The organism is Pontibacter harenae (assembly GCF_020907245.1).
Classification (GTDB): domain Bacteria; phylum Bacteroidota; class Bacteroidia; order Cytophagales; family Hymenobacteraceae; genus Pontibacter; species Pontibacter harenae.
Window position 1 is genome coordinate 61,654 of record NZ_JAJJWH010000020.1, and the last position, 15,345, is coordinate 76,998.

Consider the following 15,345-nt stretch of genomic DNA (forward strand, 5'->3'; position numbering starts at 1 on the left):
ACGATGCTTCTGATTGTATAGGTTTTTCTTTTTTTAATGTCTACTGCTTAGATAAAAAACTGAAGCAGTGGCCACTCCTGACATATGAACTCAGATAAACTAAAACAACTAGCCACCCAACTGGAGGGAGAGTTTTACTTTGATAATACTATGCGTACACTGTACGCTACCGATGCTTCAGCTTATCGGGAGGTACCGCTAGCCGTTGCTTTCCCTAAATCTGTTGCAGATATAAAGACCCTGATCCACTTTGCTAAAAGTGAAGGAACATCCCTAATACCGCGTACGGCAGGCACCTCGCTGGCTGGGCAGGTTGTAGGAAACGGTATTGTAGTAGATGTATCGCGCACTTTTACCAAAATTTTAGAGGTAAATGCGGAAGAAGGTTGGGTACGCGTGCAGCCTGGCGTTATCCGCGATGAACTGAACTATTTCCTGAAGCCACACGGCCTGTACTTTGGTCCAGAAACCTCTACAGCCAACCGAGCTATGATTGGTGGGATGGTAGGCAATAACTCCTGTGGCTCTAACTCTGTTGTGTACGGCAGCACCAGAGAGCACCTGTTATCGGTAAAGGCCATACTTAGCGATGGTACCGAAACAGAGTTTAACGCCCTTACCTTAGCTGAATTTGAAGCGAAATGCCGCGGAGAAAACACTTCTGGTGATCTGGAAACAAGATTGTATCAGGCTACCAAAGCCATGCTTTCTCATGCGCCTACCAAAGCCAATATTCGTGCAGAATTCCCGAAGCCAAGCGTTCAGCGCCGCAATACGGGTTATGCCATAGACTTGCTATTGGAGTCGGAGCCTTTTACGCTTGAAGCAGAACCTTTCAACTTCTGCAAATTAATTGCTGGCTCAGAAGGCACCTTGGCTTTCCTTACAGAGATAAAATTACACGTAAACCCCCTCCCACCTAAAGAGACTGGTCTGCTCTGCATTCACTGCCATAGCGTAGACGAATCGCTTAGGGCAAACCTGGTTGCCCTGAAGTATAACCCTAGTGCCAGTGAACTGATGGACCACTACGTGCTGGAATGTACGAAAACAAACATAGAGCAAAGCCAGAACCGTTTCTTTGTGCAGGGTGATCCTGGGGCAATTCTGGTGGTGGAACTATCCAGCGAAACAAGAGAAGCAATAGAAGAGCGGGCGCAAGCACTTGTGCAGGAGCTACAAGCCGCTGGCTTAGGATACCACTACCCGCTTGTGTTTGGACCCGATACAAAAAAAGTGTGGACTCTGCGCAAAGCTGGCCTAGGTTTACTCTCTAACATACCTGGCGACGCAAAACCTGTAGCTGTTATTGAAGATACTGCTGTGGATGTACAAGACTTGCCAGACTTTATTCGGGAGTTTAACCATACACTGGAACAGTACAACCTTTATTGTGTGCATTACGCGCACGCAGGCTCTGGCGAACTGCACCTCCGCCCTATCATCAACCTGAAAACAGAAGAAGGTAACAGGCTATTCAGAAGCATAGCTGAAGAAATTGCCAGACTTGTAAAGAAATACCGCGGTTCTTTGAGTGGTGAGCATGGCGACGGGCGCTTACGAGGCGAGTTTATTCCTTTCATGATTGGAGAAGAAAACTATAAACTGGTAGAGGAAGTGAAGCGTGTGTGGGACCCCTATGACATATTCAACCCAGGCAAGATTGTGAACACGCCCTCTATGAACACTTTTCTGCGCTATGAACCTGGCCAGGAAACGCCTGAATTTGATACAGTTTTTAAATTTAAACAAGCGGAAGGTGTCTTGCGTGCAGCAGAATTATGTAACGGCTCTGGTGACTGCCGCAAAACGCACCTGACTGGCGGCACCATGTGCCCAAGCTATATGGTTACGCGCAACGAGAAAGATACCACCCGTGGCCGAGCCAACATGATGCGTGAGTTTCTTACCCGTTCCACCAAAGAAAATCGTTTCGACCACCAGGAAATTATGGACTCTATGGAGTTGTGCTTATCCTGCAAAGGTTGTAAATCAGAATGCCCGTCCAACGTTGATGTTGCTAAACTGAAGGCAGAGTTCCTGCAGCACTACTACGATGCCAACGGAGTTCCTTTCCGCACCCGCATGGTAGGTAATTTTACGAAAGCCAATCAACTAGCATCTTTAGCCCCAGGTGTCTATAACTTCATGTTTAAAAACAATGCTACAGCAGCCATAGCTAAGAAAATGATGGGGTTTGCACCACAGCGTTCAATTCCGCTCATACATAAAACTACCTTACGCAGCTGGTTCAAAAAGCATCAAAAAGAGAGGCAAAAAGCAAATGAACAGGCAAAAAAGAAGGTGTACCTTTTCTGCGACGAATTTACTAACTACAACGACACTGACATCGGCATAAAAGCTGTGCTGTTGCTGGAGCGACTTGGTTATGAAGTAGAGATTCCGAAGCACGAGGAAAGCGGCCGTACCTATCTGTCGAAAGGTTTAGTGCGAGAGGCAAAGAAGCTGGCACAGAAAAACGTTGCCATGCTTAAGGACATCATCTCAGCCGAAACACCACTTATAGGCATTGAACCTTCCTGCATTCTGTCTTTTCGGGATGAATACATCGATTTGGTGGATCAGGACCAGGAGGCCGATGCCAAGTCACTTTCTGTGCACAGCCTGATGTTTGAAGAGTTTATAGCGCGGGAAATCCTTAACAAAAATATATCGAAGGATATTTTCAAGGAAGAGCAAAGGCTTATAAAACTGCACGGCCACTGCCACCAGAAGGCACTTTCCTCAGTACTTTACAGTCAGCAGATGCTTACACTGCCACCAAACTACAAAGTTGAGGTCATACCATCAGGCTGCTGTGGCATGGCAGGTTCTTTCGGTTACGAAGAAGAGCACTACGAAGTATCGATGCAGGTGGGCGAGCTGGTCTTGTTCCCAACCGTGCGGCAACAACCTGAGGAGGTAATAATTGCCGCACCAGGTACTAGCTGCCGCCACCAAATTCATGATGGGACAAAACGTAAAGCTCTGCACCCGATTGAAGTACTGTATGCAGCGCTGAAATGATCAATTAGTCCAAGTGTCATTTTGAGCAAGGTGAGCACTGGATATTGCATACAACACACCCCAGCTTTCTCACTTTGCCCGAAACGACAGCCTTTGTTATAGGCATATTCTATACATAAATGAAGTTACTTTCCATCGCTACTGATTAAACCGTCGCAAATTCGCTCCTCCTGCTAAAACGCTATAACCTTTAGAAGCTATGACGCACACACTCCTGATCAACTGCCCCGACCGAAGCGGCCTCGTGTATGAAGTTACTCAATTGCTTTACAACAAGTACGCTTTAAACATCATCAGCAACGGAGAGTTCGTGGAGCGCAACTTCAACCACTTCTTTATGCGCACCGAGTTTTCTGGTAAATTTGATCGGGAGCAGCTGCTAAAAGACTTACACCAGGTGTTACCTGAAGACGTTGAAATCAAACTCACGGACCAACGGAAAAAGGATATCGTCATACTTGTAACAAAAGAACACCACTGCCTTAGCGATTTGCTTATTCGATTTGCCTTTGATGAATTAAATGCCAATGTGTTGGCCGTAATCAGCAATTATAACGTGCTGGAAGAGCTAACATCCAAGTTTAATGTTCCTTTCCACCACATCAGCCACGAAGGCATCAGCAGAGAGGCACATGAAGAAAAAATGCTAGCCACCATCAAAAGCTACCAACCTGAGTTTGTGGTACTGGCAAAGTATATGCGCATCCTTTCTAAAGAGTTTGTGTCTCATTATTCGAACCGCATCATCAATATACACCACTCCTTTTTGCCTGCCTTTGTGGGAGCCAACCCTTATGCCCAGGCTTATGAGCGAGGCGTGAAGATAATTGGGGCCACGGCGCATTTTGTTAACGAGCAGCTAGACGAAGGACCAATTATTGCGCAAAACGTTATTCCTGTTGCTCATACCCATAGTGCCCGCGAAATGGCCCAGGCTGGCAGAGACGTGGAGAAAATTGTGCTGGCTAAATCGCTGAAGCTGGTGCTAAATGAGCAAGTGTTTGTATACAGAAACAAGACGATCATTTTCGAGTAAATCTTTTGACATTTTATAGGTAGCCTGCATAGCTAAGGCGGCAAAAGCGAAGCGCTTCCTTATAAACCTCCTCTTAAAAAAGACAATTCGCTATACCTAAGCTCCTTTTCATGCGTTCATAAAGTGATGCTGTTTATAAACATTCTGGCCGTGGAACAGTGAATAAAAATATGTTTCATGTTCCGGAATCCAGCCATGTTTGTGGCTAAAAAACTGTATCTTTGTGTAAGTTTAATGTAACTTGTGCTGCATTTAAATCACTATACTAGCAACATTATGGAAATAACGTATTACGGACAGTCTTGCTTCTTATTTAAAATAGGTGATCATCGTGTTCTTTTCGACCCGTTTATTTCACCAAATGAGCTTGCAGCAGATATTGATGTTGATAGCATAAAGGCTGATTTTATCCTGCTTTCTCACGGCCATCAGGACCATGTGCATGATGCTGAGCAAATTGCAAAAAATAATAACGCTACCATTATAGCTATACATGAAATAGCTACCTGGTTCGGAAACAAAGGCGTTGAGAAAACACACCCGATGAACATCGGCGGTAAAGTAACTTTGCCTTTTGGTACAGTAAAAATGGTAACGGCTGTGCACTCAAGCTCATTACCAGACGGTTCTAACGGAGGCGTAGCAGCTGGCTTTGTAGTTGAGACAGAAGAGGGAACTTTCTACTTTGCAGGAGATACAGCTTTAACATACGACATGAAACTTATTCCAGAGCAATTCGACCTGGATTTTGCACTCATGCCAATCGGAGACAACTTCACAATGGACATTCACGATGCCCTGATTGCATCTGATTTTGTACAGGTAGACAAATTCATAGCGATGCATTATGACACCTTTCCATATATCAAGATAGACCAAGAAGAGGTGAAGGAAGTAGCTAAGATGGCAAACAAGGAACTAATATTGATGGAGATAGGTCAGTCTATAAACCTATAAGGATAGAATGGGAAAAATCATTGCGGTTGCAAACCAGAAAGGTGGTGTTGGTAAAACCACCACAGCCATTAACTTGGCAGCAAGTTTGGCAGCCTTAGAATATAAAACCTTACTGGTAGATGCAGACCCTCAGGCTAATGCCACTTCTGGCCTTGGCTTTGACCCTGCTACCATAACAGCCAGTATTTACGAATGCATGGTAGAAGATGTAAAGGCAGAAGATATTATTTTGAAGTCGCCTTCTATCGATTTTCTTGACCTGATCCCTTCTCACATCGACTTGGTAGGTGCTGAGGTGGAGATGATAAACTTGCCTGACAGGGAGGAGAAAATGCGTGTTGCCCTGAAAGACCTGAGCGATAACTATGATTACATTATTATCGACTGCTCTCCTTCTCTCGGCCTTATTACTGTTAACTCGTTAACAGCAGCAGACTCGGTAGTAATACCAGTGCAGTGTGAATATTTTGCCTTAGAAGGTTTAGGTAAACTCCTGAACACGATCAAAATCATACAATCTCGCTTAAACCCAGAGCTTGCCATAGAAGGCATTCTGCTCACTATGTATGATGTGCGTTTGCGTCTGTCAAACCAGGTGGTGGAAGAAGTGAAAACACACTTCCAGCAAATGGTTTTCGAAACAATTATTCCGAGAAACGTGAAGTTGAGTGAGTCGCCGAGCTTTGGTATACCTGCTTTGTTGCATGATGCAGAGAGCAAAGGTGCTTTAAGTTACCTGAACCTGGCCCGCGAGATTGCAGAGAAGAACAGCGTTGAGCTGGCGAAATAATAGCCTAGTTTCCTTACATGTCCGATAACAAAAATTCAGCAGCAAAACGTAAAGGCGGCCTCGGCAGAGGCCTTACCTCTTTATTAGAGGGCAACAAATACACTGGTAAAAGTGAAAATTCAACCCTTAACGAAGTCAATACCATCGCAGATATAGCTATAGATCAGATCCAGACAAACCCTTACCAGCCACGTACGCACTTCGATCAGGCTGCGCTGGAAGAATTGGCTGAGTCTATCAAAATACAAGGTATTATACAGCCTATCACGGTTCGCCAATTAGACCAGAACACCTATCAGCTGATTTCTGGTGAGCGCCGTTACCAGGCTTCTAAAATGGCAGGTTTAACAGTTATACCTGCCTACATACGCAAGGCCGATGACCAGCAGATGCTGGAAATGGCTTTGATCGAAAACATTCAGCGCGAAAGCCTGAACGCCATAGAAATTGCGCTTTCGTACCAAAGGCTTTTAACGGAATGTAGCTTAAAGCAAGAAGAATTAGGTGATCGTGTAGGCAAAAAACGCACTACAGTTACCAATTATCTGCGCCTGCTAAAGCTACCACCAGATATCCAGATTGCTCTACGTGACAATGTTATTTCGATGGGACACGCCCGAGCCCTCATCAATATAGATACCGTTGAGAAGCAACTAGACGTATTTAAAGAAGTGGTGGCTAAGGAGTTGTCTGTTCGTAAAGTAGAAGAACTTGTACGTAACCTTCAGAACGCTAATAAAAAGCCTGATCCTCAGCAGAAGCTTTCTTTCAATAAGTATGATGAGGAATTGAAGTCTGTAGAAAGTAAACTTTCTTCACAGTTCGGCACCAAAATCTTGGTGAAAGCAAATAACGATGGCAAAGGTGAAATCAAGATTCCTTTTGTGTCGGTGGATGAACTGAACCGCATTTTAGACCTTCTTAATTACTAAAACTGCATGAGGTTTGCAGGATTTATAGTTGTACTGCTTCTCGGGCTGGCATTGCAGTTGGCTCCTACTAAGGCTCTTGCCCAAGTTATAACCGAAGGACAGGATTCAACTTTAGTAACAACAACAGCTATACCAGATACAACAGAGCAAAACAGGTTTTTCCTGGCTAACTTAAGAAACCTAAGTAAGCCAGGAAAAGCCGCCTTGTACTCGGCGGTATTACCTGGTTTAGGCCAAGCTTACAACAAAGCCTACTGGAAAATTCCCATCATTTACGCCACTGGCGCTGTACTTGGTTACTTTTTGGTAGACAACAACAATAAGTACCAGGATTTCAGGCAGGCCCTCCTGATCAGAAATGACAACAATGCGTCAACAGTAGACCGCTACGCAGACCATCCTAGCTATGGAACAGCCAACCCCAATGGTGCAACCAATATCCGTAATGGCAGAGACTTTTATCGCCGCAACCGCGACCTGACTATTCTCATATCGATAGCTGCCTGGGGACTAAATGTTGCAGAGGCGTATGTACACGCGCACATGAAGGACTTTGATGTGGGCGAAAATCTTACATTGCAGGTACAACCAAGCTTGTACCACATACCAGCTACTACTACTCTTACACCCAGTTTAACACTTACTTTATACACTAAAACTAAATGAAAATTCTGTTAGTTGGCTATGGCAAAATGGGCAAAACCATTGAGCAAATGGCTAAAAATAAAGGTCATGAAATTGCAGGAATTGTAGACCAAGACAATCGTGATACATTGGCAGATTATACAACGGAACAAGTTGATGTAGCCATAGAATTTACGCATCCTGAAGCAGCTTTTCAGAATATAACCTCTTGCCTGAAAAATGGTATACCCGTTGTTTCTGGCTCTACTGGCTGGCTGAACCAGTTTGAAGATGCTGTAGCTATTTGCAAAGAGCATGACACAGCCTTTTTTTATGCCTCTAACTTTAGTGTTGGTGTTAACCTGTTTTTTCATTTCAACGAGTACATCGCCAGCAAAATGCAGGCCTACAAAGAGTACCAAGTTGGCATCAGAGAAATTCACCATCTGCAAAAAGTAGACAAACCGAGTGGCACGGGCATTACCGCAGCAGAAGGTATTTTGCCTCATTATTCAGGCTTAAGCGGTTGGGTTGCTGATAATCCGACGAAAAAGGATAAATTGAACATAATTTCTGAGCGTGAACCAGATGTTGTAGGCACACACATTGTCACTTATGCTTCAGAAATAGATAAGATTGAGCTAAGTCATATAGCGCATAGCCGTGCTGGTTTTGCTGAAGGTGCCGTAATGGCAGCCGAATGGGTGGCAAACCGAAAAGGCGTTTATGGCATGAAAGATATGCTAAACCTGTAATAAGAGCAGAAATACATGAAAGTAAAGTTCTGGGAGAAGAAGCCTGTTACCAAAGAACCTAAAAAGAAAAAAAGCTTTGCCCGTGAGTGGGGCGATGCTATTCTGTTTGCCGTTGTAGCAGCCAGCTTAATTCGTTGGGCAACTTTTGAGGCCTATACCATCCCCACTCCTTCCATGGAAAAGTCTTTGCTGGTCGGTGACTTCTTGTTTGTAAGCAAATTGCACTACGGTCCGCGTACGCCAATTACTCCGTTGCAGGTTCCGCTCACGCATCAAACCATCTGGGGTACTAATATTCCTTCTTACTCCGAAGCTATTCAGCTGAAATCATACCGTTTGCCTGGTTTCTCTGAAGTAAGTAATAATGATGTGGTGGTGTTTAACTATCCGCCAGAAGATTTCCATCCTACCGATTTAAAAACAAACTACATCAAACGTTGTATCGGTGTAGCTGGTGACTCTCTTGAGATTCGGGACATGCAGGTTTATATTAATGGTAAACCAGCTAAAAGTCCTGAAGAAATGCAGTTCAAGTATTTCTTGTCAACAGATACGCAGCTAAATGCTAAGTTCTTTCTTGATCGCAACATCAGGATAGACGATGTGGTGGAGTGGCAAGGAGGTTACTTTGTGGATGCGACTCCAGCACAAGCTGAAGAACTTGCAGCTAACAGCATAATAAAAGAAGCTATTCTAGTTAGAGCTGAGACTGGCAAGGCTGATCCTGAGATCTTCCCGCACAAACCTAGCGTGTATGAGTGGAACGCAGATAACTTTGGCCCAATCTATATACCTAAAGAGGGAGCCACTGTAGCCATTACACCAGAAACGCTACCTTTCTACGAAAAGGCAATTTTAGTGTATGAGGGCAACGAAAACGCAGAAGTTAGAGACGGTAAGTTGTTTATAGAAGGCCAAGAAGTAAATCAGTATACCTTTAAGCAGGACTATTACTTTATGATGGGCGATAACCGCCATAACTCTCTCGACTCCCGCTACTGGGGTTATGTACCAGCAGATCATATTGTTGGTAAAGCTGTCATGATCTGGATGTCGTCAAACCCTTACGGAAGCTTTCTCAGCTCCATTCGATGGAACAGGTTGTTTAATACAATCGACTAAAGTATCAAATTAATGCTTACAAAAAGAAACGCCTATGCAGTGTATGCATAGGCGTTTCTTTTTTAATTAAACTGAAGATTTTATACCTGCTTTTCTGGTGCTTTTCTTTTACGTTCAGATGCAGCAGCTCTCTCGCCCCAAAAGCTGAGAATTTCAAAAGCCAATTCAATAAGCAACATTACCATAAGTCATAGTATTGAATCTACTAAAAACACTACCATTCTATATACCCTAGAGAATCCAACTCTGCTATATTAGATAACTCTACTCCTTCAGCCTCCGCAGTACCTCTTGTATACCAGCCAGGCCGCCAGAAATATTCTCCATCTGCGCTAGCACCTGCCCTACTTGGTTACCATCGCCAAAGCTTTTAAGCTTGTTGTTGCGCACAAAAGTAGCCTTTATGTCCTGCCAACGCTGCGCTTCTGCCTCTGTCTGCAACCCCAAAAGCTCCTTAAACTTCAGCATATTAGCTTCGGCACCTGTTGTCAGGGTCTGCGACTCAGACTCATAATGCGTCAGGATGAGCGTTTGCAGTTCCTGGTCGTTCATGATTGGCATAACCTTTTCTGCCAGCTTGTTCATATTACGATAAGAGCCTTGTAGCTTAAAGGCTGGCTCGGTTCTATACTCATCAGCCTGTGCCGCCGAACGGATATACTCCAAGTTCACCCTCAGAATCACATCCTGTATTTTAAGCAGCTTTTTCAGCACCTGCATATACTCGTTTGTTTCTTCAACTGAGTGATTACCTTCAAATTCCAGACCTTCGCTGTTCCCTGTTTCTGCCAGTTTTAGTAAGGTGTAAACATCTTTGTGGCTCTTTGCCGCCAGTTTCGCTAACACTATGTTAGAGGTAAGGGAGTTTTCGATATAACTCAGCCTGAACACATCTTCCGTATCTCCTATAATATCGCCTAGGTTATAGATATCGGCACGGTTGGCTAGCATATCTGGAATGCGGAACTTCTCACCTGTTTCAGTGTAAGGGTTACCCGCCATTACCACGCATACTTTCTTGCCCCTGAAATCATAGGTTTTGCTCTTGCCTTTGTACACGCCCTCTATCTTACGCTGCGCATCGCAAAGGGAGATAAATTTCTGAAGTAGCTCAGGGTTGCAATGCTGGATATCGTCTAGGTAGATCATTACGTTATCACCCATCTCGAAGGCCAGGTTCAGCTTGCTCAACTCTTCTCGTGCGGCGGCGTTGGGTGCCTCCGCAGGGTCAATGGCTGTTACCTGGTGCCCGATGGCAGGGCCGTTTATCTTCATAAAGATAATGCCCAGGCGGTTGGCTATGTACTCCATCAAAGTAGTTTTACCATAGCCTGGAGGCGACAGCAGCAGCAACATGCCCATTAAATCTGTACGTTTGGCCTCCCCTGCCGTACCCATCTGCTTGGCCAGATTCGCTCCGATCAGCGGCAAGTATACCTGATCTATCAACTTGTTGCGCACGAAAGATGACAGCACCCTCGGCTTGAACTCCTGCAGGCGCAACTGCTCCTCAAAAGTATGCGTCAGCTGTTTTTTTAGCTCTGTAAAAGCTACATATTGCGTAGCAGTGGTTGAAGTATAACGGCGCAGCTTGCTAAGGAAAGTATGGTACTGCAACCGATACTGCTGCTCTGCCACCACCTGGTGCACCCCCTGCAGCTTTGCCAGCGTTTCCTGCAACACTGTATTGATGACGTGCTGCCCGTTATAGCCATTCCTGAGCAGCAACACAGCTGCTTCCGAAGTATAAACTAGCTTATCCTGTTGGTTAGACTGCAGTACATAAGCCTTTAACCAATGCTGCACCAATTCAAACTGCTCTACATGGTTTTTCTCCAGTGCCTTAACTGAGGCATCAAACGTGGATACTGCTTTCTTCTCAGCAAGATGATGTTTGAAACCATCATATAAATTAGCTGCAAGCTTATCAACTATAAAATGATTGCCGCGGGTTAGCTCATGAAACAGGTACTCTCCCGCCTCCGCTGCATTGGTGTTTAAGAAAAGTGTTGTCTCCTGCTGAAATGTCTGCATTTCCTGCTGTAGTTCCTCCATCACATTATCAAACTGGTACGTGTCTGGGAATACCTGCAGGATGGCGCCTATGCCTTTCAGCTGGTGGTGCAGCGTAGCCTTCCGCTTTTCAGAAGCAAACACATTCCAGTACAGTTGCGCACAGGCCCGAGCTTCAGAAGTATAGCGTAGCAAGTCAGCCGTTTTCGTCAGTCGTACCATGGCTCCAAGTATCAGCGCAGCATCGTGGTCGTGCACGCCTTTGGTATAGCCTTCGTTGAAGCGCGCTGCCATGAACTTTGCTACATACTCTTTTAGCTCCGTCTCTGTCAGCTTGTAAAGTTCGTCTACTGTCAGGCGCTTCAGACCTTCGCCCGTTACACCTGTTAAACTTTTGTCCTGCGCGGCTTGCAGCACCTGGTAGGCTAAGTATTCTGCACGGTAAACCTCGTGATTCTCTGATACCAGCGTCTGCTCCCACACAGGTTCAAAGCTGATGAAAGCTTCATCAGAAATCTTCTCGAAAAAATTAGTGCCTGTTAGGTGAAAGAACATTGCCCCCTCACGGTGCACCACGCTGAACTCAAAAGGCTGTGTGTTTACAGTAAAGTGGTGCGTACCGAATTTCAGCACATTCTCCCCAACTATAAAGAGCTCTTGCTTGTCTTTCAGTTGGCGAATGGCATCTTCCTTTACCGTTTTCAGGCGGCTTTGGATGTTGTCCGCTTTTACGGTATCGCCCATACTCAGCAGCTCCTCCACTGTATTTCGCACCTTCTCCACCATCAGGTCTGATGCAAAGTAGCCGTTTATTTCGGTTATACTTTCGAGCTTGCTGATACGACTTTGTACGGCTTTTAGAATTCGCTCTGAAGCCTGTTGCAGGTTGTTGGCGCGTTTGCTTCGGGCTTCCTGCAAAGCCACCTTCTTCGATTCAAAAGCAGAATAGACCTCTTCGCGCTTTACCGTAAGCTGCTCAATAAATTCATCAAAATCAGGAAACTTACCTTCCAGCTCCTCCAGCTGCACCATCAGCTTAGCCAGGTACTCCTCGCATTTCTGCGGCGTGTCGCACACATCCATGTAGTTGATCACGCTTTGGCTGATAAGCTTTAGCTGTGAGTTGAACTCGGCCTTCCCCTCCTGGCTTTGCAGCTCTTTTCGTTTGCGCTTCAGGGTAGACTTTACCTGATTGAACGTGCTGTAAATGCTTGAAATGGTATCAATGATGTTTGTGGTTTGGGTCGCATCGTCAATCTTCAGGTTGCTCACCACATCAATCAGCATCTCCAGTTCCGTGGCGATACCTGCAATCTCTTTATCAATAGCATCGGCTTCCACCACCTTTGCCACGGCATCAATGGCAGTATTTACACTTTGTACTTTCTGCTTGTACGGCAGCAAAGCATTATCCTTCAACAGGAAAGCCACGGTAGCATTGGCCGTATTTTGGGCAAAGTCTAACAGCTGCGCCTCGTAGGCCTCTACCTTCATCAGGTCAGCATATCGGAGGTCGCGCAACGACACTACCTCGCCGCGCACCGAACGAAGCTCCGCCAAGTATTTCACATAGTCATTTATGTGCTCCCCTTTTTGGTGCTTCAGTTTACTTATTAGCTCATCCGCCTGCCCCAGTACTTTCTCGACCTGAGCTTTTGTGCTTTTTCGGATGCTCAGCACCTTCTCATACTCCTCTACCGCTGCTGTGGCCGTTTGCCGAACACCCGAAAGAGGTGCCGCCAGATTATAGGTTTCCTCACGGCTCAGCCAATGGTAAGAGTCCAGTATATTGGTGGTAAGCTTGATCAGGTCTAAGTATAGATTGGTGTAGGAATCGTCTTTCTGCAGCAACGCCAGTAACTCGGTACACTCGGCCATGGCACGTACAATCTCTTTGTTGCCGATCTTGTACAAGTATGAATCGTGCGTAACAGGGATGCTGTAGTTCGGCCCGATATAAGGCGTTTGCCAGATCTGCACCGCATGGTGCTTCTGCGGCTCTGCATCTGCCTTGAAGTAGTTTAGCTCTCCATTCTCAAAAATTGCATAGCCGTGGCAGATGATCGGGATCTCTATTTTTTGGTTGATCAGATTATAGGAAAGCAGCAAATAAATACCCTGCTCCTTATTGTAGAAAACATATAGAAAATCCTCCCCGTTCGGCGATACGATGCGCTTCTCGAACAGCATGTTCTGCAGGTTGTTATCGAACTCCTTGTACTCACCTGTCTGCAGGTAATATCCATAAGGATAGATGATGCCTTGATTATCTGGAAGTAGCACGCAACTTTGCTCCAGTGCATCTATCCGCTTCACCTCTTTCAGTTTAAAGTTGAAAACGAAGTAGCGGTAGTTGTTTTCGCGGTATGGCCTTATCTTGAGCAGGATGATGTTGCCAAGTATAGCATAGTAGATTTCAGAATCGTCAAGCGACTGATCCTTGTCGTCTACTTCTTCTGAATAAATGCCATGACCAGAATCAGTGTTGTCTTCTACTTTTATAGTTAAATCGCCACCTACGGTTTCAACAAAAACTTTGTCTTGAATAGATACATGCGGGTGCTTGCCTTTGCGCTGGGCCTCCCGCACCGTGCGACTCCAGGTGAAGTCGTGTTGGTTCGGGAACACGTACTCATGGTCGCTGCGGTTGTCAAGGTACACCAGTTTATCGCCCTGCACCACCCACTTAAAAGTTTTAATGTCGTTGGCGCTTTTTCCGATGCGAAATACCATGTATAGGTGCGTTCCTATGAGGGCAAACTTAACGAACTGCGTGTTTTTGTAGTACTTGTATAACTTCTGAAAATCGTCTTTGAAAGTCTGATTGCCGATGAGCTCCAGTGACTGCTGATGAAAGCTGTGGTCGGCATAGGTATAAATACCAAACACATCACTCAACTCCACCTCTGACTTTAGCCCTATGTGCACATTGTAACCAAAGAGCATGTTATACCCAATCGGCACCATGTCCCAGGGCACACAGTTGTTCTCGGTTGTGATGTGGTCGGTAGCCAGCAGCTTTGTCTCGATGGCTCCAAACACCTTCTTCCGCTCCTGGTTCAGCTGCCCAAGTTGAGTACGAAGATCTGTCCCGCTTTTCTGCAGGCGGTTGCGCAGTATTTCGTAGGTTCCGCCCTCCAGCTTTACCGCATCTTCGGCGGCTGCTTGTGGAGTAATTATAGAATTATCATCCATGGTGTTGGAGGATTTGATGTGGTTAAAGTTTGTTTTTTAAACTTTCAAGAAGATTGTCCCCTTGAGGGGATTATAGGAATTTTACATTAACGAATCTCACATCTGTGAATCGCTTTCTTGTTTCTCCTCTATCCAATGCTTAATGGTCCTGATTACGTTTCCTATGTCTTTCTTCACTTCCAGGTCATCAAAGCGCAGAAATTTCACCCCGTACTGCTCTAGTTCAAGTTGCCGTTTGTTATCATAGCTTACTTTGTACTCATGGCTCTTACCATCTACTTCAATGGCTAATCTTAATTCGTGGCAGTAAAAATCAACTATGAAATCCTGCACCGGTACTTGTCTGTGAAATTGAACACCATGCATTTTTCTTTCTTTGATTTCCTGCCACAACAGAACTTCTGAGAGGGTACTGTTCTTTCGTAGTTCTCTGGCTTTCTCTCTTAAATCCCTTCTGTAGGGGATAATACTGTTTCGTAAACTCATGTCAACCTTTTCTAAAATATTCGCTGATGTAAACACCCCTGTGGTCTCCTCAAGGGGACAAACCTTATTTACCAATCAGAAAGGCCTTTCTCTGTAGTACTTCATTAAAGCACCCTCTCCTGATTTCAGGAGAGGGTTGGGGAGAGTTTAATTTAATGAAATGTAAGGCTTATCGGCAATGCCCATGGCAGTGGCTGCAGTGGTCAACTGCTTTAGGGTGCTCAATGTGCTTTCGTCATCAGCACTGTTCTGCATCATTTTCAGAAGCAGGGCTGATACACTCATATTGCGCACGTCGTCGGAGGTCATACCGAACTGGTTGATAAAGCGCTGCAGGTTTGATTTGAAATCAACATGACCGTTGCTGTCGGGAGTGTAATTTAAACTGTGTCATTTCCATATTTCAAT

The 15,345-nt window shown here is 45.2% G+C and carries 11 protein-coding genes; 8 read left to right on the plus strand and 3 right to left on the minus strand.

The features are described 5' to 3' along the window. The first annotated feature begins 84 nt into the window (after positions 1-84). From LN893_RS11990 to lepB, 8 genes are all read left to right on the plus strand, one after another. Positions 85-3,027, plus strand: a complete 2,943-nt coding sequence (locus LN893_RS11990; protein WP_229970343.1) for an FAD-binding and (Fe-S)-binding domain-containing protein — start codon at positions 85-87, stop codon at positions 3,025-3,027. 199 nt (positions 3,028-3,226) lie between these two features. Then, on the plus strand, positions 3,227-4,063 hold the full coding sequence (gene purU, locus LN893_RS11995; RefSeq protein ID WP_229970345.1) for a formyltetrahydrofolate deformylase: 837 nt from the start codon (positions 3,227-3,229) through the stop codon (positions 4,061-4,063). 276 nt (positions 4,064-4,339) lie between these two features. Further along, complete coding sequence (locus LN893_RS12000; protein ID WP_229970347.1) at positions 4,340-5,020, plus strand: metal-dependent hydrolase; 681 nt, start codon at positions 4,340-4,342, stop codon at positions 5,018-5,020. Positions 5,021-5,027: 7 nt separating this feature from the next. Further along, the gene (locus LN893_RS12005; protein WP_229970349.1) at positions 5,028-5,810 is read left to right on the plus strand and encodes a ParA family protein; all 783 of its coding nucleotides are present in this window, start codon (positions 5,028-5,030) and stop codon (positions 5,808-5,810) included. Between the two features lie 17 nt (positions 5,811-5,827). Next, complete coding sequence (locus LN893_RS12010; RefSeq protein WP_229970350.1) at positions 5,828-6,742, plus strand: ParB/RepB/Spo0J family partition protein; 915 nt, start codon at positions 5,828-5,830, stop codon at positions 6,740-6,742. 6 nt (positions 6,743-6,748) lie between these two features. Beyond that, positions 6,749-7,408, plus strand: a complete 660-nt coding sequence (locus tag LN893_RS12015; RefSeq protein WP_229970352.1) for a DUF5683 domain-containing protein — start codon at positions 6,749-6,751, stop codon at positions 7,406-7,408. Then, complete coding sequence (gene dapB / locus LN893_RS12020; protein WP_229970354.1) at positions 7,405-8,121, plus strand: 4-hydroxy-tetrahydrodipicolinate reductase; 717 nt, start codon at positions 7,405-7,407, stop codon at positions 8,119-8,121. The genes LN893_RS12015 and dapB overlap by 4 nt, the downstream gene beginning before the upstream one ends. A gap of 15 nt (positions 8,122-8,136) precedes the next feature. Beyond that, positions 8,137-9,243: a signal peptidase I gene (gene lepB / locus LN893_RS12025; protein WP_229970356.1), complete on the plus strand. Its 1,107-nt coding sequence runs from the start codon at positions 8,137-8,139 to the stop codon at positions 9,241-9,243. Positions 9,244-9,507: 264 nt separating this feature from the next. On the opposite strand, the gene LN893_RS12030 is transcribed toward lepB, so the two are convergent. From LN893_RS12030 to LN893_RS12040, 3 genes are all read right to left on the minus strand, one after another. Continuing rightward, positions 9,508-14,451, minus strand: a complete 4,944-nt coding sequence (locus LN893_RS12030; RefSeq protein ID WP_229970358.1) for a DNA repair ATPase — start codon at positions 14,449-14,451, stop codon at positions 9,508-9,510. A 96-nt stretch (positions 14,452-14,547) separates the two neighbouring features. Next, on the minus strand, positions 14,548-14,937 hold the full coding sequence (locus LN893_RS12035) for an endonuclease domain-containing protein (RefSeq protein ID WP_229970360.1): 390 nt from the start codon (positions 14,935-14,937) through the stop codon (positions 14,548-14,550). A gap of 147 nt (positions 14,938-15,084) precedes the next feature. Beyond that, a complete protein-coding gene (locus tag LN893_RS12040; protein WP_229970362.1) occupies positions 15,085-15,246 on the minus strand; it encodes a hypothetical protein in 162 nt (53 codons plus the stop codon). Between the last annotated feature and the right edge of the window lie 99 nt (positions 15,247-15,345).

Excerpts from the sequence above, each read along its gene's own strand:
- LN893_RS12010 (WP_229970350.1), top strand. The coding sequence starts at position 5,828 with ATGTCCGATAACAAAAATTCAGCAGCAAAACGTAAAGGCGGCCTCGGC.
- purU (WP_229970345.1), top strand. The coding sequence starts at position 3,227 with ATGACGCACACACTCCTGATCAACTGCCCCGACCGAAGCGGCCTCGTG.
- LN893_RS12005 (WP_229970349.1), top strand. The coding sequence starts at position 5,028 with ATGGGAAAAATCATTGCGGTTGCAAACCAGAAAGGTGGTGTTGGTAAA.
- dapB (WP_229970354.1), top strand. The coding sequence starts at position 7,405 with ATGAAAATTCTGTTAGTTGGCTATGGCAAAATGGGCAAAACCATTGAG.
- LN893_RS12000 (WP_229970347.1), top strand. The coding sequence starts at position 4,340 with ATGGAAATAACGTATTACGGACAGTCTTGCTTCTTATTTAAAATAGGT.
- LN893_RS12035 (WP_229970360.1), bottom strand. The coding sequence starts at position 14,937 with ATGAGTTTACGAAACAGTATTATCCCCTACAGAAGGGATTTAAGAGAG.
- LN893_RS12040 (WP_229970362.1), bottom strand. The coding sequence starts at position 15,246 with ATGACCTCCGACGACGTGCGCAATATGAGTGTATCAGCCCTGCTTCTG.
- LN893_RS11990 (WP_229970343.1), top strand. The coding sequence starts at position 85 with ATGAACTCAGATAAACTAAAACAACTAGCCACCCAACTGGAGGGAGAG.
- lepB (WP_229970356.1), top strand. The coding sequence starts at position 8,137 with ATGAAAGTAAAGTTCTGGGAGAAGAAGCCTGTTACCAAAGAACCTAAA.
- LN893_RS12030 (WP_229970358.1), bottom strand. The coding sequence starts at position 14,451 with ATGGATGATAATTCTATAATTACTCCACAAGCAGCCGCCGAAGATGCG.
- LN893_RS12015 (WP_229970352.1), top strand. The coding sequence starts at position 6,749 with ATGAGGTTTGCAGGATTTATAGTTGTACTGCTTCTCGGGCTGGCATTG.